The 19,784-nt window shown below is 53.5% G+C and carries 15 protein-coding genes and 1 pseudogene; 6 read left to right on the top strand and 10 right to left on the bottom strand.

Annotated elements, in window-relative coordinates:
• Positions 1–12: 12 nt before the first annotated feature.
• From ACHHV8_RS30125 to ACHHV8_RS30115, 3 genes are all read right to left on the bottom strand, one after another.
• Complete coding sequence (locus tag ACHHV8_RS30125; RefSeq protein ID WP_395162951.1) at positions 13–804, bottom strand: MBL fold metallo-hydrolase; 792 nt, start codon at positions 802–804, stop codon at positions 13–15.
• Between the two features lie 298 nt (positions 805–1,102).
• Positions 1,103–2,026, bottom strand: coding sequence for a DNA-binding domain-containing protein (locus tag ACHHV8_RS30120; RefSeq protein ID WP_395162950.1), 924 nt, complete (start codon positions 2,024–2,026; stop codon positions 1,103–1,105).
• 4 nt (positions 2,027–2,030) lie between these two features.
• On the bottom strand, positions 2,031–3,323 hold the full coding sequence (locus tag ACHHV8_RS30115; protein ID WP_395162949.1) for a sensor histidine kinase: 1,293 nt from the start codon (positions 3,321–3,323) through the stop codon (positions 2,031–2,033).
• A gap of 242 nt (positions 3,324–3,565) precedes the next feature.
• On the opposite strand from ACHHV8_RS30115, the gene ACHHV8_RS30110 reads away from it, so the two are divergent.
• Positions 3,566–4,849 (top strand): cation:dicarboxylate symporter family transporter, encoded by a 1,284-nt coding sequence (locus tag ACHHV8_RS30110; RefSeq protein WP_395162948.1) that lies wholly within the window; start codon positions 3,566–3,568, stop codon positions 4,847–4,849.
• Positions 4,850–5,043: 194 nt separating this feature from the next.
• Here the strand turns inward: ACHHV8_RS30110 and ACHHV8_RS30105 are convergent, their stop codons facing one another.
• The 7 genes and pseudogenes from ACHHV8_RS30105 to ACHHV8_RS30075 all read right to left on the bottom strand — a co-directional run bounded on the left by ACHHV8_RS30105 (position 5,044) and on the right by ACHHV8_RS30075 (position 14,044).
• Entirely contained in the window at positions 5,044–6,435 is a 1,392-nt protein-coding gene (locus ACHHV8_RS30105) for a hypothetical protein (RefSeq protein WP_395162947.1), read from the bottom strand.
• Between the two features lie 320 nt (positions 6,436–6,755).
• Positions 6,756–7,577 (bottom strand): class I SAM-dependent methyltransferase, encoded by an 822-nt coding sequence (locus ACHHV8_RS30100; protein ID WP_395162946.1) that lies wholly within the window; start codon positions 7,575–7,577, stop codon positions 6,756–6,758.
• A 133-nt stretch (positions 7,578–7,710) separates the two neighbouring features.
• Positions 7,711–10,284, bottom strand: coding sequence for a hypothetical protein (locus tag ACHHV8_RS30095; RefSeq protein WP_395162945.1), 2,574 nt, complete (start codon positions 10,282–10,284; stop codon positions 7,711–7,713).
• A complete protein-coding gene (locus tag ACHHV8_RS30090; RefSeq protein WP_395162944.1) occupies positions 10,235–10,855 on the bottom strand; it encodes an S-layer homology domain-containing protein in 621 nt (206 codons plus the stop codon). The genes ACHHV8_RS30095 and ACHHV8_RS30090 overlap by 50 nt, the downstream gene beginning before the upstream one ends.
• A 139-nt stretch (positions 10,856–10,994) precedes the next feature.
• A complete protein-coding gene (locus ACHHV8_RS30085; protein WP_395162943.1) occupies positions 10,995–12,026 on the bottom strand; it encodes a FecCD family ABC transporter permease in 1,032 nt (343 codons plus the stop codon).
• Positions 12,019–13,022, bottom strand: a pseudogene (locus tag ACHHV8_RS30080) (FecCD family ABC transporter permease). Before ACHHV8_RS30080 ends, ACHHV8_RS30085 begins: the two are co-directional and overlap by 8 nt.
• 20 nt (positions 13,023–13,042) lie before the next feature.
• Entirely contained in the window at positions 13,043–14,044 is a 1,002-nt protein-coding gene (locus tag ACHHV8_RS30075) for an ABC transporter substrate-binding protein (protein WP_395162942.1), read from the bottom strand.
• A gap of 259 nt (positions 14,045–14,303) precedes the next feature.
• Between ACHHV8_RS30075 and ACHHV8_RS30070 the strand changes: the two genes are divergently transcribed.
• From ACHHV8_RS30070 to ACHHV8_RS30050, 5 genes are all read left to right on the top strand, one after another.
• Positions 14,304–15,950, top strand: a complete 1,647-nt coding sequence (locus ACHHV8_RS30070) for a helix-turn-helix domain-containing protein (protein ID WP_395162941.1) — start codon at positions 14,304–14,306, stop codon at positions 15,948–15,950.
• A 227-nt stretch (positions 15,951–16,177) separates the two neighbouring features.
• Positions 16,178–17,026 carry an alpha/beta hydrolase gene (locus ACHHV8_RS30065; RefSeq protein WP_395162940.1) on the top strand — a complete coding sequence of 283 codons (849 nt, stop codon included), beginning with the start codon at positions 16,178–16,180 and terminating at the stop codon, positions 17,024–17,026.
• Positions 17,027–17,317: 291 nt separating this feature from the next.
• Positions 17,318–17,632 carry a heavy metal-binding domain-containing protein gene (locus ACHHV8_RS30060; protein WP_395162939.1) on the top strand — a complete coding sequence of 105 codons (315 nt, stop codon included), beginning with the start codon at positions 17,318–17,320 and terminating at the stop codon, positions 17,630–17,632.
• 512 nt (positions 17,633–18,144) lie between these two features.
• Positions 18,145–18,741, top strand: coding sequence for a spore coat protein (locus ACHHV8_RS30055; RefSeq protein ID WP_395162938.1), 597 nt, complete (start codon positions 18,145–18,147; stop codon positions 18,739–18,741).
• A gap of 350 nt (positions 18,742–19,091) precedes the next feature.
• On the top strand, positions 19,092–19,454 hold the full coding sequence (locus tag ACHHV8_RS30050; protein WP_395162937.1) for a response regulator: 363 nt from the start codon (positions 19,092–19,094) through the stop codon (positions 19,452–19,454).
• Positions 19,455–19,784 lie beyond the last annotated feature (330 nt).

Raw genomic sequence — 19,784 nt, 5'->3', positions numbered from 1 at the left:
TCCGACTGGGCGTCAGGTTAGCTCGACCTTCATTCCGGTCTCCGCCAAGGTAACGGCTGCAGGAAGGCTGTAGCCGTTCCTGTCCGAACGAATGTCCACTCCGTGGGACATATGAGTGAAAATAGCGCGTTCCGGCGCCGTTTCCTCAATCAGCTGCAAAGCCTCCGTCATATCATACACGGAGCGGGTAGCCAGCGGAGCATCCTCCTTATAAAAATTAGTCCCCAGGATGGCCAGCTTCAGCCCGTATAGAGGGGCTTTTTCCTCTTCCTGAAGCTGAATGGCGTCGGAGCAGTAGGCCCAGGCATACGGTGTGCCTGCAGTACGGTCAAAACGGTAGGCATAGGCGTAGCCGTTTTTGCCATGGCACACCCGCCAGGGGCGGATATGCCAATTCCCCCACTGGATGCCTTCGCTGCAGTCCCGGTAAAGGATATGTTGCTCAAGCCACGGAAATTGGCCGCGCAATGTCTGCAAAACATCGGCTGGGGCATACACAAGCCCCTTCTTTTTTTGCCAGCGGCAAGCATCCGCCCATTCGGGAAGGCCGCCGATATGGTCAAAGTGAGCATGGGTGATCAGCACCTGATCGAGATCGTGCCGGCCGATTCGCTCCATCTGGCTCCGCCAGTCCGGACCGCAGTCGATAAGCAGCTCGCCGGCTGTGGAACTCACGCTGACGGAGGAACGATAGCGCCGATTGCTCCCTGTCGTTCTTGCTTCCTCGCAAATAAGGCAGGAGCAGTACACCCTCGGAACCCCCATGGAATCGCCTGTCCCCCAGAACATCAAAGTATCATTCATCTGGTTCACCTTTCCTTCTATGGTAATAAGAGCATACCAGCATTGCCGGATGCGGACAAGGTTACGCCCGTTTATCCACAGTGTTATGCACATTACCAACAGCCTATAGACCTTGATATTGCTGCCCTTTTCAACTATTTATTCACATATCCACAAGTGGATAAATTCACAAGTAAGCGCCGCTGGAAATTCGCTGCTTAATCTTTTCTCTCCGGTCACATCACGCGGGCAAAAGAAGGGTGCCTTTGCACGGAGTGAGGCTTCTTCCACTAGTAAGCGTGTCTGCGGGCAGCGTCAGCTAATGCATCAGCCGCTTGGCCTCCAAATATAATACTTGCACGAACTTTTTCGTATTGATACGCGTCGGCGACAGGGCCGGCTCCGCGGCATGCTGGAGCTCGAGCATTTTTTTGCGGACCTCGGTAAACTCGAAATATTTGGACGCATAATTTTCGAACTTGGGATTCGAGTAATCGGTCAAACCCAAGGAAGCTACATGGTTCAAGGTGTGCAGGATCGCTCTGCGGACCCGCTGCTCGGCTGCCTTAATCTCCTTGCTGATCTCCGTTTCAGCAGCATCCGCTCCAAGCTGCTTGACCGCTGCGCTGCGAAACAGATCCTTCAGCGGCGGGAACGCATGAGGCATATCGTTCTGCATATCGTACTGGTATAAACGCTCCAGCAGATGCAGCAGGTCCTTGCTCCCGCTCTCCCCGAGCATGCCGAGCTCGGACAGCAGGGACCTCCCGGCCGCCACGATCCCTGGCTCCGAATAAGCAGGCTCAAGCCGGGCCTGCGGTTGGCTGAAGTCGAGTACCTGCAGCGTTTTCTGGATCGTATGAATCGATTTTTGCAGGCGGAGCCGTTCCTCGACTTTACGGATCACCGCGAGTACCTCCAGCCGGTTGATCGGCTTGGCTATGTAATATTCGATACCCAGCGAGTAGGCCTCGCCAATCATATCTTTTGTTTCGATCTGGGAGATCATGATAATCTTTCCCGTAAAATGCGGGGCGATCTCCCGTACGGTCTGAATGCCGTCTCTGACAGGCATTAGCAAATCGATTAGCAGAATATCGATTTTCTTCAGATTAAGCCACTCGTAATCTACTTGAGAACCGTCCTCCGCTTCGCCGACGATCTCACCCAAGGCTTCATCTTCAATCAGGTCGGCAAGCATGGAGCGGACCCCACGGTCGTCATCCACAATAAAAAAACGCATGCGATTATCCTTTCTTCGTTAACGGGCTGAGGGGGAGCTGGATCGTCAACGCTGTCGTAGCGCCATCATTGCCGCCGTCCTCGACGATGACGCGGCCTCCAAGCTCCTTAGCTACCTGTTGAATATAATATAAACCCATGCCGGTCGAGGGCTGACCAAGCGTGTCATATTTGGTCGTATAGCCCGGTGTGAAAATACGGTCCCGGCGCTTGGCCGGAATGCCGGGGCCGTTATCGGATACGCGGACCCGCAGCCATTCCTCCTCAAGATAAGCCTCAATCCAAATGATGCCCTGCTCCCGGATAGCCTCTACCGCATTGGCTGTAAGGTTGTTGACCAAAGACAGCATGGTGAAAATATGCAGCGGGGGCAGGCTCTCATCTACGGTTAATCGAAACTCGATAGATTTGCCGAGGCCGGCGGCATAGTTGCGGTTCGTTCGCACGATCAGCTGCCCGATGGCCGCGGCTTCCATGTAATCTCCCGCATTTTCCTCATGAATCAGCTTGGACAAGCCCGCATAAATGCGCTGATTGTCCTTTTTGATCTCATGGACCTGACCGGAGATGCGCAGCGCTTTTTGCGCCATTTCGCAAATACGAAGCTCGTCGGCTGGCCCTGTATTTTGCAGCTCGCGGTACAATTCGTAGCCGTCCCTTGTGATGGCTTCCGCGTCGCCCAGCGTTTTTTTGAGCTGAACGGTTTCCTCGTACAGATTGGAAATGAGCACAAGCACCTGTTCCTTCTGTGCGCGCTGCTGTTCTTCACTCAGCACGGCCTGGCGCAGCCGGATCATATTGTAAAAGCCCAGCACGAAAAAGCTGCGGATCAAAGCGATCAGCATGATTTCGCTGTAAGAGGCCAGCCGCGCCCACTCCTCGGCGACCGAATGGCGGACGGACAGCTCGGTAAAGCTTGCAATGGTTTCGATCACAATGTCCAGAGCGCCGACCCGGAGCGGGCGGTAGGGCTCGCGGTTCAGCTGCAGCAGCTGGAACAAGCAGGCATAGGCGAAATAGTAAAAGAACACCGGCGCATGCAGCCGGAACAGCTCGAGCTGCGAAAGCCCGGTGGGATAAAGCAGCAAATCCCAGACGATGCGGAAGAGCACGACGCCCGCCCCGGCGGCAAACCCGGATAAATAGGGCGGCACCTTGCGGATCCACAGCAGAAAAAAGAAAAAAACAGGCGTTCCCAGGCTGATGCGAAAGTCATCCTGAAACGGGTAAAATTTGACTTCGCCCGCTAAAGGAACCGCAAGCAGCATGAGGAAAAAGGCGGCAAAACGTTCGTTCATGAACAGCACTTCCCAAGCTATGAGTCATCAAGCTGTATAGTATTGTACCGAAGTTTTTGATTTGTGAAAATACGCCGCGTCATGCAGAGAGGACGCTGCTTCCTAATCCGAGCTTTTCATAGATTCCGTATCTTAAGGCGATTTTAAACAAGGCCCGTAGATTTTTGTCGATTTTCGTAGGGTGGACTTTACAATAGGTTAAACAAATGAAAATCTACCGAAACTTAAAGGAGGGCATAGATATGAGAAAGATCGGGCTGGCAGCGCAAATTTTTATCGGACTGGCCTTGGGTATTCTTGTCGGCGCCTTGTTTTACGGGAATCCGGCTATAGCTACCTACTTCAAGCCTGCCGGCGATATTTTTATACGGTTAATTAAAATGATCGTCGTGCCAATTGTTATTTCTACTCTGATCGTGGGCGTCGCGGGCGTCGGCGATATGAAGAAGCTGGGGAAGCTCGGCGGCAAGTCGATCTTATATTTTGAAATCGTCACCACGATAGCCATTATTGTCGGACTGCTTGCAGCCAATCTGCTGAAGCCCGGTAAGGGAGTCGATATGACGCACCTGGCCAAAAGCGATATCCACACGTATGTGGAGACAACCGATAAAGTCGGGCATAATTTCATTGATACGATCGTCAATATTGTGCCGACGAACATCGTTCAATCTCTTGCCGCGGGAGATATGCTGGCGATTATCTTCTTTGCGGTGATGTTCGGTTTGGGAGTTGCAGCTATCGGAGAGAAAGGTAAGCCGGTCATTCATTTCTTCGAGGGCGTCGCCGATGCGATGTTCTGGGTGACGAATAAAATTATGAATTTTGCTCCGATCGGTGTCTTCGCGCTGATTGGCGTCACGGTATCCAAGTTCGGCGTCACATCGCTGATTCCGCTCGGTAAGCTGGTGCTTTCGGTGTACGGAGCTATGCTGTTCTTCATTCTTGTCGTATTCGGGATTATCGCCAAAATGTGCGGCACGAGCATCCTGACGCTGATCAAAATATTGAAAAGCGAGCTGCTGCTCGCCTATTCGACGGCCAGCTCGGAAAGCGTGCTGCCTAAGATTATGGAGAAGATGGAGAAATTCGGCTGTCCCAAGGCGATTACTTCCTTTGTAATTCCGACGGGCTATTCGTTCAACCTCGACGGATCTACCCTGTATCAGGCATTGGCCGCCATTTTTATTGCACAGATGTACGGCATCGATCTGCCGATCAGCACCCAGATCACCCTTCTGCTTGTGCTGATGGTTTCCTCCAAAGGAATCGCCGGCGTGCCGGGCGTCAGCTTCGTCGTGCTGCTTGCGACGCTGGGCTCGGTCAATATTCCGATTGAAGGACTGGCCTTCATCGCCGGGATCGACCGTCTGCTGGATATGGCCCGTACGGTTGTCAATGTACTCGGCAACTCTCTGGCTGCTGTCGTCATGTCCAAATGGGAAGGACAATATGACAAGGCGAAGGGGCGCGAGTACGCATCCGCCGTTAAGCAGGGGACCGTACAGGAAGCGGCTCAAGCTTAACCTGAAATTTAAACTTAACGTTAACGGACGGATACGCCGTTTCGTCATCGGCAAATGATACCAAGCAAGCCTCCAGCTCCGCTGAAGCTAAAAAGAGAAGCGCCCCCAACTGTTAGAAATAGTCCACAGTCGGGGATGCGGTTCACTGAAGCTAAAGCGGCGTGGGAGGCTTGTTCGTGCAAAAGGCGTTATCCTTACTTGTAATCTCCAAGCAGGTAGTTATAGAAAGGGGTATCGACCCAGAAGCGGTACGATTCCACCTGTACGTCCGGACTCAGCTTTTTCAGCCCTGCCGCGATAGTCTCCGTCTGGTTCGGAAGCGAGAACGACTGGGCGTAATAAGGCCCTTTCGTTATTTTGTTGTTCGCGATTTCCTTGTAATCCTGTATCTCGGTCAGCGAGTAGTAAAGCGGCTGCCACCAGGAGCTTGCGATGAGGCCGGGGGCGTCCTCGCTGTTCTTTTTGGCATATTGGAAAACGAGCTCCTGGAACTTGGCTTTCTGCTCCGACGTATTGAACTCGAAGGCGATGTCGTATTCCTTCGCATAGGCGATAAAGTTGCCGTTCTCGATCTGGACGACCTTATAGCTGTCCGTCTGCTTCGGTTCGCCCCATTCTTTCAAGTAGATGAAGGCGGACGTTTTGGGCTCAAGCTGCACCTTGGCCTCAATGCCTTCGCTCCGCAGCAGACCGATCAGCTGAACGGCATGGGTAATGTCATCGTGGCCGTAGGTAAGCGACAGCTTGGCGTCGAAGTTGGCGCTGAAGCGGGAATCCTTCAGATTGTAGCCCGTCACAAGATTTTGCTTGAGCGCCTCGTCGACGACGGACTGCAGCTCCGACACCTGAATGAGATTTTCAGCCTTGTAAGCCTTGTACAGCTTGGAATAAATATCGGCATCATTCACGGAGCCGAGATAATTCTTGTATTCGCCCTTGAAGGACAGCAGCTGTCCGAGCAGGACGGCAGAGAACTCGTCCGAAGCCGGCTGGCCCAGCCGGAAGCCGTCGTAGTACGCCGCCGGAAGCAGACCGGTATCCACGGCCGCTGCCAGCTCCTGTGCCGCTTGGAGAGTAAGGGCATGGCCATTACCGTTGGGATAATCGATATGAAGCTTGGTCAAGGCCGAAGCAGCTTTAGCTTCCGGGTATGTATAAGCCAGTTCCTTAAGGTCTGCGGCCTTCAAGGCGATAAAGACGGCGGCTTCCTCGGTGAGCGGCTGCGATGCTGCGACGGAGGAGCTTGTCAGAATCCCCCGTTGATTTAAAGCCAAAGCAGCGGCATACAGCGGTTCGCCTGGCTGGAGATCGTCGAACTTGCCATCGGCTGCAGCGGGCTCTAGGCGCAGCGTCTTAGCCACGTCCTGAATGAAATCGCCTCTCGTTAATGTAGAGGGCAGGGTGATCGCATAGTTATCCTGCAGATACTGACGGTATTCTGAGACGGACGGCTGGGAAGCGCCGTGCTGCTCTTCCGCGTACGCCGGTGTCGAGGACAACCAGGCGGTCAGCAGGAAGGCGGTGCCGAGAGAGAGGGAGACAAGTCTCCTGGAATGCTTCTTCATTACAGGAAAGTGGACATTCATTCAAAAAACTCCTTTGCAATAAAATTATATTATTCCGATAGAATAACTAGTTAATTAAGGAGGATCATACCTCTAGTCCGCTTTGATTGTCAATGGTTTTGAAGCTAATTTATGCAGGGGCCTTCAGTAGAAAAGGTGAGAGGTGACTTTATAATGATCCATCCGGAATAAAAAAGAGGAGGATGACCGGTTATGCGTTGAATGAAATTGCGTTTTAAGGAGAACAGGAAAAAAAATCTCCGGCTGCCTGGACAAAAAGACAAGGAACCGGAAAGGCAGGGCTTAAGTATAAATACAAGCCGCTAGCAGGGGGAAGGTGTCTACTTAATACCGAGCCGCATACGGTAGCAGAAAATAACCTCGTTGGCATGATCTTTAAAGTAGGCTTCGGCGCGGTTGTGCAGCTGCTCGATATGCCCGTTCAATTCATCCGAGCCCAGCTTCATGACGGTACGTACCCCGCCTTGGCTTAAAGCCAGCCCGATGTATCTGGCCGCATCGCACGTTTCTTTATGGTGAAAAACGACCTCTTTGGTGAAACGGAACTGTCCGCTTTCCCGCAGGTAGCGCAGATGCTCCTCTTTATTCCGCTTGTTGGCACGCTCTTCGGGAGCGGTATGCCGGGCGATGATTTCATCGGCCTTTTGGTGCAGCGAGGTGAAGGCTTCCTCGACCTCCCAAGAGGCGATGGGCGGCCAATCGCAATCGTAAGCGGCGAAAACGCCGCCTTCTCTAAGCACACGGGAAGCCTCTCGCAGCGTGCTGACCGGCTCCATCCAGTGAAACGACTGGGAGCAGGTGATGATATCCGCCGAGCTATCCTCCAGATCAAGCTGGTTCGAATAGCCGGGAATGAACGTGACCGCGCCGGCGTCGGACTGGCGGTTTTTTTTGTCCAGAGCTTTGCCCCGCATGTCATCATTGGGCTCCACTCCGATAATTTGGGCGGCGTGATGCTTCCATACAAAGGAGGAGAGACCGGTTCCGCTGCCAAGATCGACGACGAGCTCCGGCTTTCTACCTAAGTAGTGGCTCAGCAGATCAACCATCATGGACGGCGCTTCGGGACGGTGACGGTCATATTCATCCTCAAATCCAAGGAAGCGGTCCACGTTATTCTTGTTAACTCCTTCGGGTATCATACGGCAGTAATCCTCCATTCATTGGTTAAGGTTATAGTTAACTAGTTCGTTTTTTAGGGCGGGATATCCTTTTTTTGATGTTGTTTTGAAAAAAAGCGCACTCTCCCTCTAAGGAAAGTACGCTTTTTACAATTTACTTCACATTAACCACGGTTTGTACCTTTTTCCCGTTCGGCGCTTCGATGACCAGCGTGAAGCTGGCAATATCTCCGTCGCCCGTGTAGGTCAAGGCAGCGGTGGCGGGATCTACCGAGATCGTATCGTCGCCGGCCGGCGTCGTATGAACGATGTCCGTAACATAGAAGATCAGGCCAAGAACGTTCACATGCGCAGCCATAACATCATTCTTATAGGCGCCCCCATACTGGTCGGCCAGTGAAACCTCACCCATCAGAGCATAGTCCCACATTTTTTTGCCCGAAATTTTGTTGTATTCGATGGCAGCGTAAGGCTTGCCGCCCGAGGTTCTCACAATTTCAGGACGGTCGCCCTTTGTTTTCATATCGATCTTGGAAGTGCCGACGCCTTTGGCGGTCCGGTAAATGAACGTTAAGGTCGAAGCGCCTTCCTCATCTCCGATTACAAAATATTTGTAGATGGGAGCTGCCGCCGTTCCGGTATTGGTGTATACGGCGCTGGCAACCGATGGATTGGAAGACGTGATCGTACCTGCCGAACCATGCAGCCAAGAGAGCGGAACCCTGACATCCTGTCCGGATTTTTTCGCTGAAAGGATAACTTCCTTGGCCAGTTTGATGCGGTCTTTCACTAATCCGTAGGCGCTCGCCGTAACGGTCGCATCGGCCACTTCTCCGTCCCGATAGGCATCTACAGCCGCATAGAGAGTATTGTTGACGGCGGTATCCAGAACGACCTGGTATGTGATGCCGGAATCGGTTCCATCGATGATTTCAATATTTTTGGTGAGCTTATCAAGCTCCTCCACTTCGGTTTTCCCGTTGTTATTCGTTACTTTCACGAGCGATAAGGCGATCTGGTACGTGCCTGTTTTGGCGGCATCGCCCTTGAACGTCATTTTGGCGTTATACATATTGCCGATGCTAAAGCCATTCAGGTTTCCTGCGGCAGCTTGGTTGAAGTTCTCGTCTACCGTTAATTCCTCCCGGGTGTCCGAGGAAGCACTGCGCCCTGTGCCCAGGTAATCCATGGCTGTTTTGATCGGGCCCAAGGTCGGGTAAAGGGCGCCGTTTCCGTCGGCGGGTCCGATGTTTTTGAACTGGGCGTGAATTTTGTACTCGGCATCCGAGCGAACCTTGGTGGCGTCCGCTGCGTCTGCGAGAACGGAAATGTACTCATTGCTCGCATTACGGATCAGCTCTCCGTACTGGTCTTTGATCAAAATGACGTAGTCGTTCTCCGCATCCCGGATAAAATAGGAAGGGATAACGGTCTTGACCGTCAGCTTCGCCGGATAGCGCTCTTCTTGGATGTTTAGAGACAGTGAAGCTTTCTTAGTTGTGCCTGAAATGTCCACGGTCACGGTACCGCTACGCTCCTTTAGACCCGTGATGACCAGCAGACCGCGGTTTGCGCCCTGCGCTTCGAGCCGGACATCGGCGGCGCCGCCGAGCGTGCTGTGCACGTTCAATTGGTCGATGCCGTCAGCTACCTCGTTCGAGGACAGCACGGCTCCCTGGTCGTCCTTGACGATCAGAGGCAGCACCACATCCTTGTCGCCGACAGCGACGGTCTTGGTGAAGCCGCCGAACTGCACGGAGAAGGGAGCTTTAATTACGGTCAAAGGAATCGATTGGGTCACCGATTGGCTGGAGCCGAAAGCATATAGTGTGATCTCCGATTCCCGCACCTGATCGGCTTCGGTACCGCCGATAAGTTTCAATTCCGGGAAATCGTCATTATCGTAATCGAACCAAGGCTGATCCTCGAGTGTCAGCACGGAGCTGTCCTTCACCAACGCGCGTACGCCGCTGGAGCTGTTCAGGCCGTACTCTTTGCCGTCCGGGTTCTTCGCATCAATAGCCATAACCGGATAACCATATTGGTCCAAAGCTTTGACTTTCAGATAAGCGGTGCCTCCCGAAACCAGCTTTTTGATCGTACCGGAGAACAGCAGCTCGCCGATCTCTATTTTGGAAACCATCGGAAGGTCGCCGACCGTAAACGTTTTTTGAGCGGAAAGTCCTGACTCGGAATGACGGATGGAGAGGGAAACGGCCGCATCTTGATCTTCTTCCTCCAGGTTCAGCTTGATCGCCTGCTTGCCGCTTACGTTGGCAAACGGGATACGGCCTGTTTGAATATCAAACTGTGAGGCGCTCCAGGTTCCTTTCTCGCCATATTGATTCATGGCATTAAATTCCAAGTAAACCTGTTTGCTTCTTGGCAGCATGTCGGAAGCGGCGGCAAATTCAATACGCTCCAGCCGTTCTTTCTCTACAACGGTACGGGCCGTCAGCGAAGCGGCGGCTGCATCGGAGCTTTGCACCGTTACGGTGTACTCGCCTTCCTTGAGCGGCGAGGCGAATACGAGATCGGCGACATTGCGCATCTCCTGGAAGGACGGCTGGCTGTCCAGCACCGTATCGCCCTGTTTTACTTCAAAGGTTACTTTGTCCGCCTCTACGGGCTGGTTCAGGGTGACCTGCAGCTTGCGTGCTCCGGCCGCCTTGAATTCATCAATCGCCAGCCGGTCCGGCCGATAGGGCCGGGACAGCCAAGCGTGCATCGGCAGCCGTCAGCGCCATCGTCAAAATGTCTCGCGTCGCGGCTTGCGTATAGTCCGGGTGCTCGCTCAGCAGCTTGGCGTTACGCGCGGTAGCTACGAAGCCTGCGGCCCAGCCGGATACTTTGCCGGTCAATTGAGGGTCTGTCTCGGCAGGCAGGCCGAGCGCGCGAACGAGGGTAGCCGCCAATTGCTCCAGCGTTACCTTGCCATCCGGGTCAAACTGGCGGCTGGCGACGCCCTCCATGAGCTTCGATGCCGTCACGGCTTCGATGTAGCCTTGCTCATGCGCCCAGTGGGAGCCTGTGTCCTCGTAGGATGGCGCACTGCTGCGCGGCTTGAGTTTAAGCAAGCGGACCAGGACAGCGCTCAGCTCGGCGCGGGTCATCTGACGGTGCAAGCCGGCAGAACCGTCCTCGACGCCGTCCAGGATGCCTTTCTGGCGTAAAGCTTCGAACTGCTTCGCTGCATCAGGCGCTGCAGGAGCGGCTTCCGATTCGACCCAGCCGGCGGCAGGGGCCAGCAGCATTAAGGTCATGATCATACTTAGTAGAAGAGCAGCCAATCTGTTCACGTATAAAATCCTCCCAGATAATGAAAATCATTCTCAATGAATCTTCAAAAAAATATAGGGTGACGCATGGAAAAGCTAATATGATCAGGGCGGCAGTCTTCGTAACGGCCAAAGAATGACCGCCGGATCAAGGCCGGGCTTAAGAGCCGACCGACCTTGATTTATACAGCAGCAGCAGGAAGTAAGGCACGCCAACAAGCGAAATGACAATGCCTACCGGCAGCTCGGCGGGGGCAAATACACTCTTGGCAATCAGGTCGGAGATGACGACCAGCAGCACGCCGATCAAGCCGCAGACAGGCATCAAGTGCCTGTGCCGGGGCCCGACCAGCCTCCTGGTGATATGCGGAGCCAGCAGGCCGACGAAGCTGATGCTGCCGGATACGGAAACGCATGCGCTGACCAGTCCGATGCTGCACAGCAGCAAAATGACGAGCTCGCGCCCGTACCCCAGGCCGAGGCTACGTACCATACTTTCGTCCAGCTGGAACAAGTCCAGCGTCCGCGTCCTCCGCAGAAGCAAGGGCGTAAGCAGGATAAACCAGGGCAGCATCGAGAGGATATAGATCCAGTTCGCATTCCAGATGCTGCCGGTAAGCCAGACCGCCGCCATTTCAAAATCTTTGGCATTCATCCGCAAAGAAAGAAACAGGGTGAAGGCGCCGAAGCCCGAGCTGATCGCAATGCCCGTCAAGATCATCCGCTGGGCGTCAAGCCGCCCGTTCTGCCAGGCAAACGCGAAAAGCAGAGCGGCAGCGGCAGCGCCTCCGGCCAGACCGAAGAGCGGCATCATCATAATCGCCGTCCAGCCCGTGCGGATGACTTGTCCCTGGAAGGCATACATATACAGCACGATGGCCGCGCCGGCTCCGGCATGGATGCCCAGAATCCCGGGATCCGCCAGCCCGTTGCGGGTGACGCCCTGTACGGCCGCCCCCGCTATGGCAAGGCCGAAGCCGACTAAAGCGGCGATGACCAGCCTGGGCAGGCGGAACTCGAACACGATCAAGTCGTTATCGGGTTGCGGGTGGATGCGGAGCAGCGTCTGCACGACGTCCCGGACGGAGAGCTCGAATTCTCCCTTCGTCAAATAGATGTAGACGGACACCAGAAGGAGGGCGAAGCCTGCGAGCAGCACGCGCCGCACTGCTTTGGACGAGCGTTCAGGCATGCTTGCCACCGCCTTTCTTTCGGATCAGGTAGAGGAACACGGGCACGCCGAACAGCGAAGTGACGACGCCGACGGGCAGCTCGAACGGATAGTTAAGGAACCGCGCCAGAATGTCGCACAGCATAAGGAACAGGCCGCCGAGCCATCCGGCGCAGGGAATGATCCTCCGGTAATCGACGCCGACAAAGAAGCGGGCGATGTGGGGAACGATCAGCCCCACGAAGGCGATTTTACCCGCCAATGCGACGGAAATGCCGGTCAGCAGCACGACAGCGCCCATGGCTGCCGCTTTGACAAGCCAGCCCCGCATGCCAAGGCCCTGCGATACTTCATCTCCCAGCGACAGAATGGTGATCTGGCGGGAGACGAGCAGGGCGATGCCAAGGCCGATGACGGCGAACGGCAGAGCCAGCTGAATGAGCGCCGGCTCGAGCTGGTGAAGCCTGGAGCTGTACCAGAAGCTGACATTTTGCGACACTTGAAAATAAGCTGCAAACGCTGCGGAAGCGCTGCTCATAAAGGTGCCCGATAATCGTGCCGAGAATAGCCATTCGGACGGGGGACATGCCTCCCGGCAGCAGAGCGGCCGCTCCGAATACAAGCAGCACGCCGAACAAGGAGCCGACCAAGGAATACAGGATCATCTCCAGCGAGGAAGCGCCGGGAAGAAAAATCATCCCGAGGGTGATGGCGAACGCGGCCCGTCAGTCACCCCCATGATGGACGGCGATGCCAGATAGTTGCGCGTCATTCCCTGCATCAACGCTCCGGAGACGGCGAGAAAAGCTCCGATCATGAACGAGCCCAGCGCGCGGGGAAGCCTGGAATGCCGGATGATCTGATGATCGGCGTTCCCTGCATCGAAATGCAGGAGGGCGTCCCATACCGTTGAGGGGGCAATCGGCTTGGCTCCGTATCGGATGGAGACGGCAAAGAGCAGAAGAGCGCAACGGGGGCAATTCCCAATAAAAGCGGTGTGAAGTTGTTCCGTTGCATCATGGATGGAAAGGCTCCTTTCAGTTCCCCAGCTTGTCTACAGCCGCCTTGAGAAAGTTGATTTTACTCCAAGAGGTTCCGCCTTGCGCCAGCGGATCGACGACATTGACGAACACCTTGTTATTTTTTGCCGCATTCGTGCTCTGCCAGATCGGATTTTTTTGCAGCTCTTCCAGCGTCTTCAAATGGTCCTTATTCTCATCCTCAGAGAACTGCAGGAAGACGGCGTCGGGATTCATGGCGCTGAACTGCTCCAGCGATATGGTTTGCTGCGATTTGGCGGCTTTGATCTCGTCGGGGACAGGGAATCCAAGCTCGCTGTAAATCGTCGGATTGAAGAAAACGTCAGCCGGGTAGATAGAGAGCGAACCGGTGCGGATGCGGACGGTGACAATCTTCTTGCCTTTCCATTTCTCGCCGATCTTCGTTTTCGCGGCACTGACATCTTCTTTATACTGCTTCAAAATCTGGTCGGCCTGCGCCTGCTTGCCGGTCAGCTCGCCCATCAGCCGCAGATTATCTTCCCAGTTCGTCGCAATATGGGAAACGGGAATCATCGGGGCTAGCTTCGCCAGCTTGTCCGATACTTCCGCAGGAAACTTGGTCGAGCCGAGAATGACATCCGGCTTCAGCTTCAGGATCGCTTCCATATTCGGCTGCATTTTTTCACCGATGGATTGGGAGGAGCCGGTGACCGGCTTGAACAGCTCGGGGAATTTTCCGCCTGTAGTAATGGCGCCGATAGGCTGAACGCCCAGAACCAGCGCATCCTCCATGGCTTCCATCGCGCCTGCGATAGCGATTTTATCGGTCGGCGCCTTCACGGTGTAAGTTTTGTTCAAATAAGTGATCGACTTGGGCTCCGCATTGGCCGGAGGCGTCTGCTTTGAAGCTTCAGCTGCGCTCCCCGGCGCAGTATTCCCGGCAGCCGTTCCTCCGGCGGCGGGTGCTTTGGCGCCGCAGGCGGTCAGAGCTAATACTACCAGTATGCTCAACAGTGGAAGAAAACGGGATGTTCTCATGTTTAGTGCTGCTCCTTTTCGTCTATTGATAATGATTTTCATCGCTCATTATAGATGATCGTTACAGAGCGAACCATGTACGATATCCGAAATTTATAATGGACAATCTCCAGTTGGAAAAATGAGGAATGCCCGGAGGCAAAAGGCGCGCCTGCAGCTTTATTCAATTCTTGGCCGCCGTGGAAGCTTGCCGAAACGGGGCTTCTATGATAAATTTATATATGATAATGAGAATCATTATCATATATAGGAGGGCATTATGCATACTACACCATCGGATACGGAGTTGCAAACGCCTGGTTGTTTGGATCATCTGTGGTTTAAGCTTCGCAGCGTAGAGTGGCTATACAACAGTAATATGGAGCAGCAGATGACGAATTCGCATGTTCTGTTTCTCGTAAAACAAGGTACCGGCTGCCTGACAATAGATCTGCAGGAATATCGGTTAAGGAAAGAGGCCGTACATATCGCCCTTCCCGGACAGACCATGGGAGTCTTGACGGAATCGGGCGCAGAGCTGGAGCTGTATGTGGTTTCCTTCGATCTGTTCAGAGACGGGGCGGGGGAAATAAAGCCGCCTCATCAAGGGGAGATTCCGGTCTATCCCGAGAGCCAGATGGTTTTTTTATGTGACTTGATGTACGGCTGCTGGCGTCATGAGAGCGGGCTGGAGCGCTTTCGCGGGCAATCGGCTTTTCATGAGCTGATGTACGAGCTGATTAAAAATATCCGTCTGGAGCCGGAGATGAACTCGCGGTCGGGGCTCGAAACCTCGCGGACTTTTATCGAGAATTATTACTACGACAATCTGACGATCGAGCAGCTGGCCCGTATCGCCCAGATCAGTCCGAAATATTATGTCGATTTGTTTAAAAAGACGTACGGCAAAAGCGCAATCGATTATTTGACAGAAGTGCGGGTGAACCGGGCCAAGCAGCTGATGGTTCATTCCGGAGCCCGCCTGCGCGATATCGCTCATCAAGTAGGATATAATGATGAATTTTATTTCAGCCGCAAATTCAAGAAGGAGGTCGGCATGTCTCCCACGGCGTATATGAAAAACCGCAAAAGGCGGATTGCCGCTTATTCCCCGCATGTGCTGGGGCAATTATTGGCGCTCAAGATGATCCCGTATGCAGCGCCGCTGCATCCGAAATGGACGGCTTATTACTATAAATTGTACAAGGCCGATATTATTCTTCACCTGAGCGCCTATCGGGCGAACCAGGATTGGGAAGCGAATATCCATGCGCTTGCGCAAGCGAGTCCCGATATCGTCATCAGCCGCGACGACAGCTTACATCCGCTGGAGCGGGAGCGGCTTGAGCAGATCGCTCCGGTGATCGTCCTTCCCTGGAATGACCAGACCTGGCGGGATCATCTGCTTTTGATGGCACAGCAGCTGGACGCAGTACAGGAAGCCCATGACTGGCTTGCCGGCTACGATAGGAAGGTGAGCCAAGCCAAGGAGCAGCTTCACCGGCTGCTTGGCGGGGAGACGGTGCTTGCGGTCAGCATTCACAAGCAGCAGTGCCGGATCAGCCCGGTTCGGGGCATGAGAGATGTGCTCTATGCCGATCTGGAGCTTCCTCCGCCGCAAGGACTGAACCCGGACCAGTACAATATGGCTGTACCGGTAGAGCGGCTGGCCGAGCTGGATGCTGACCGGATCCTGCTTAACGTATGCCAGGAAGAAGAGACGCTGCGGTATTGGCAGTCGCTGGAGACCTCCCCGCAGTGGCTGGATTTGAGGGCGGTTCGCAGCAATCGGGTCTATCCGATTACTTCCGACCCTTGGCGGGAATATTCTGCCCATGCCAGCGGCCGGATGATAGACGACCTTCTGAGGCTTCTGTGCGGAGCGGATGCCGCCGCATCTTCTTCGGAGTCGCTCCCTCTTCTGTAGAGAGGCGGCTGATTCAGTCATCACCCGCGAGCGCCGGCCCTTCCTCCCGCATGCGAGGAAGGGCCTTCGGTTTATCTTATCGGGAACGACGGCTTCTTATGGAAATAGTGAAAAGGAGTTCCGGATATCGTCCATGGCTGTCACACAGCGGATTCGTTATAATCTTTTATTGATCATGATTTTCAAGAAGCAAGCCTGGAATCTATCAAAAGAGGAGGATCCGTACAGTGACGCCTGAGCTAGAACAGACTTTATTTGCGGGCTCGAAGAAGGAATGGCAGCCGTTCGGCATTCCCGGAGCCAAGCAATTCGATATACATTCCAAATCCGGCCGGGCCTACCGAATCTTCGTATACGTTCCGTTATCAGAGCCGCCTGCCGCCGGATTTCCGGTATTTTATTTGCTGGATGCGAACGCCGTATTCGCGACTGCCGTGGAGGCGGTACGGGTGCAAGGACGGCGTCCGGAGAAGACCGGCGTTTCCCCCGCCGTTGTTGTCGGGATCGGCTATCCTGCGGATATGCCGTTCGTCCCCGACCGGTTTTACGATTTCACGCTTCCTGTACCGGCCTCGGAGCTTCCGGTGCATCCGGACGGAATCGAGTGGCCGGTGCAGGGCGGAGCGGAGGCTTTCTTATCCTTCATTGAGAAAGAGCTGAAGCCGGTGATCGAGAGCAGATGCAGCATCGATACAAGCAGGCAGGCCATTATGGGCCATTCGCTTGGCGGACTTTTCGTGCTGCATGCGCTGTTCTCCAAGCCGGAGGCTTTCAGCACGTACATTGCCGGCAGTCCGTCGATTCATTGGAACAAGCGGGCCCTTCTTGAAGAGGAACGGCAGTTCACTGCCCGGATGCAGCTGGAGATCCGGCAGCTCGGTATCCTGCTGGCGGCAGGCCAGCTGGAGCAGGGCCATGAAAGACGGATGACCGAAAGCGCCTTCGAAATGGCAGAGCGCCTGTCCAGTTTATCAGACCGCGGAATACGCGCCGAGTACAAGGAATTCGAAGGGGAAGGACATGTATCCGTGCTTCCCGGGTTAATCAGCAGAGCTCTTCGATTTTTTCTTTCATAAGGTGAAACATTAGCCTTATAAAGACGCAGATCGTCACACTTGCACGTTCTGCCTTTAGCTAACGGAGCCCCGATCGTCAGAAGCCGATTCTGATGACCGGGGTTATTTTTTTGAGATGATTTCCGCAGCGCATTTTTAAAAAAGGAAGGGTCATCCTTCAGAAGCGGGTAAACATAGGTATGAAAGCAAGACCTTATTCACATGCTAAACACAGATAAGCAGCGGCGGATAAGGCAGCAGGAGAAGCAGAGCAATTTTAATTATTCTTCAATCGAAAAGGAGGACATAACCATGATTCTGAGTACAACACCGACTATTCAAGGCAAGGAAATTACGGAATATGTATCTATCGTGACGGGCGAGGCCATCATGGGGGCGAATATCGTACGGGATATTTTCGCATCAATTACGGATATCGTCGGAGGCCGCTCAGGGGCTTATGAGAGCAAGCTGAAGGAAGCCCGGGATGTCGCGTTTCACGAAATGGAGAACCATGCCGCGAGATTGGGAGCCAACGCCATCGTCGGCGTCGATATCGATTACGAGGTGATCAGGGAAGGCATGCTGATGGTGGCCGTGAGCGGAACGGCGGTTAAGGTCGGTTAGCGGCTGACTGTCACGACGAAATCGGGAGTTAAGGAAACAAAAACAAAGGCAGCGCGGCGGAATATTCCGGTCGGCTGCCTTATTTAAGCTGAGCAACAGTGGATTTACCTAAAGGACGAAGGAAGAACGATAAGTGCATGTTATAGATCAATCAAGCTTTGTACGAGTAGGATGGGCAGTGCGGCAATAGCGATAAAGCTGTAGAAGAAGCCTTTAAAAAATGATTTTACGTATTCCATCGGAATCCCTCCAAATAGTTTATTTTTCAATTGTTTAATCATTGAAGTATGTATGTATTATATTCCTCCAAACCGCAAGAAAGCTTAAGCGAAGCTTAAATTTACATAAATAATTTTCATAAAGTTGTCACAAACCTCTATTGCATTTCAAGAAAACGCTGTCACTAAAAAATGCTTCCCTGCATACATGACCATGGGCAGTCCTGGATACTCTATATTTGTTTGTTTCAAAATGTGCTTTATCCATGAAAATGAAAAAATCAGGAGGCTATTATGCATACACAGCAACGTTTGGCTGCACATGAGTTTTTGGAAACCCAGGAGGCCGTCCGCACGAAAGCGGCGCATATTGAGCTGTACGGCGTCCTTTTCTCTATGGCGCAGGATCCGCATTTGAAAGATATTTTATTTAACCAGCAGCGGCGCATGATTGAAGGCTACGACTATGGAGTTCAGCTGCTTCAAGGGCACGGTATCCAGGTACCAACCCCGCCTCCGCATACGCCGGAGCTGCGGATGTATGAGCAGCCTCAGGTCGGCTTGCGTGAGCCTCAGATGCAGCCTCCGAACCCGAACGCGACTCAGCTGTCGGATGCATCGATCGGCACGATCGCCTTAAGCATGCACAAGTCGGGCTCCGCGATCAGCATGCTCTGGGCCAACGAATGTGTCAACCAGCCGTTCCGCATGTATCACGCCACTTCAGCGAATATTTGTCAGGAAATGGCCTGGGAAATGTTCCAGTATATGAACTACCGCGGTTATTACCAAGCGCCGCAGCTTGCCGACCATACGATGAATACGATGCTGCAAGGGATGGGCGGACAAGCGCAGCCGCAGCAGCCGTATGAAACGCATTTTAATCATTGAGTCAAGAAGGATAGCCTGTATCGTTACAGGCCACTGAAAAACTAGCGGAGAGTACGGAATCGTTCTGTAGAAGCGAATGCGTTCGCCTATGTCCTTGGATTTCAACCGCTACAAGCGGGATATAATCGAAGAAATCCAGGGACAACAGCGATCGGAAGAATGTTCCGTACTCGGAGCGATGCCTTTTTCAGTGGCCACTATCGTTACGGGCTGTCCTTTTTTTGTCGAGATTGTTAGGGAAGTGTCAGAAATCTTAATCCGCGATTAGCGTTTACCTTGTATTTTTCTGAAGCCGGTTTGCGATAATGGGCCTATGCAGAAGATGCAAGGTCGTATTGGGGGAGAACGGGATGGCAAGAATTATGGTGGTGGACGACGCGGCTTTTATGCGGACGATGCTGAAGGCGATGCTGGTTGAAGAAGGACATGAAGTGGTGGCTGAGGCGTCGAACGGACGGGAGGCTATTCAAGCGTACATATCGGCCAAGCCGGATATCGTCACAATGGATATTACAATGCCCGAGCTGGACGGTGTAGGCGCGGTGAAAGAGATTAGAAAGCACGATCCCGCGGCTAAAATTATTATGTGCTCCGCCATGGGGCAGAAAGCCATGGTCATCGATGCCATTTCGGCGGGTGCCAAGGACTTTGTGGTCAAGCCGTTTCAGAAGGACCGGGTGGTCGAGTCCGTAAACAAGGTTTTGGGCGTTTAAGTGCCTCGTTATAGCGCGGCTTGTTGGCCGTAAACATGTAAACCAAACCTCCTTTTCTCCGTTTTGCCGGGGTGAAGGGGGTTTTTGCGCTTGATTTAGGAAAAGTGGCGCAGGTGCTCATTGTGGACGAAGTGTGCTTTTAACGACATGAAATATTTCGGGGCATGCATAGCGGGCGGCGGCAGAGAGCAACATCCGGTCTCCGGGAAACGTCTACAAAGCCGGGCAGTTTCTTTTCTTAAGAAATTTGTAAGGATTTATAAAGCTTGTTTGTAAAAAAAGGCTGGTACAATAAGGGGGCTGCAGCGAAAACAGAGAAAAAAGGGGGCT

Source organism: Paenibacillus sp. TAB_01 (genome assembly GCF_043945595.1).
In the GTDB taxonomy this organism is placed as follows: Bacteria; Bacillota; Bacilli; order Paenibacillales; family NBRC-103111; genus Paenibacillus_S.
Note: the sequence above shows the minus strand (reverse complement) of the source record. Positions and strands in the feature narration are given on the sequence as shown.

What these genes read in the sequence shown, in the direction of transcription:
- ACHHV8_RS30125 (WP_395162951.1), bottom strand. Translation starts at nt 804, where the DNA reads ATGAATGATACTTTGATGTTCTGGGGGACAGGCGATTCCATGGGGGTT.
- ACHHV8_RS30120 (WP_395162950.1), bottom strand. Translation starts at nt 2,026, where the DNA reads ATGCGTTTTTTTATTGTGGATGACGACCGTGGGGTCCGCTCCATGCTT.
- ACHHV8_RS30115 (WP_395162949.1), bottom strand. Translation starts at nt 3,323, where the DNA reads ATGAACGAACGTTTTGCCGCCTTTTTCCTCATGCTGCTTGCGGTTCCT.
- ACHHV8_RS30110 (WP_395162948.1), top strand. Translation starts at nt 3,566, where the DNA reads ATGAGAAAGATCGGGCTGGCAGCGCAAATTTTTATCGGACTGGCCTTG.
- ACHHV8_RS30105 (WP_395162947.1), bottom strand. Translation starts at nt 6,435, where the DNA reads ATGAATGTCCACTTTCCTGTAATGAAGAAGCATTCCAGGAGACTTGTC.
- ACHHV8_RS30100 (WP_395162946.1), bottom strand. Translation starts at nt 7,577, where the DNA reads ATGATACCCGAAGGAGTTAACAAGAATAACGTGGACCGCTTCCTTGGA.
- ACHHV8_RS30095 (WP_395162945.1), bottom strand. Translation starts at nt 10,284, where the DNA reads ATGCACGCTTGGCTGTCCCGGCCCTATCGGCCGGACCGGCTGGCGATT.
- ACHHV8_RS30085 (WP_395162943.1), bottom strand. Translation starts at nt 12,026, where the DNA reads ATGCCTGAACGCTCGTCCAAAGCAGTGCGGCGCGTGCTGCTCGCAGGC.
- ACHHV8_RS30075 (WP_395162942.1), bottom strand. Translation starts at nt 14,044, where the DNA reads ATGAGAACATCCCGTTTTCTTCCACTGTTGAGCATACTGGTAGTATTA.
- ACHHV8_RS30070 (WP_395162941.1), top strand. Translation starts at nt 14,304, where the DNA reads ATGCATACTACACCATCGGATACGGAGTTGCAAACGCCTGGTTGTTTG.
- ACHHV8_RS30060 (WP_395162939.1), top strand. Translation starts at nt 17,318, where the DNA reads ATGATTCTGAGTACAACACCGACTATTCAAGGCAAGGAAATTACGGAA.
- ACHHV8_RS30055 (WP_395162938.1), top strand. Translation starts at nt 18,145, where the DNA reads ATGCATACACAGCAACGTTTGGCTGCACATGAGTTTTTGGAAACCCAG.
- ACHHV8_RS30050 (WP_395162937.1), top strand. Translation starts at nt 19,092, where the DNA reads ATGGCAAGAATTATGGTGGTGGACGACGCGGCTTTTATGCGGACGATG.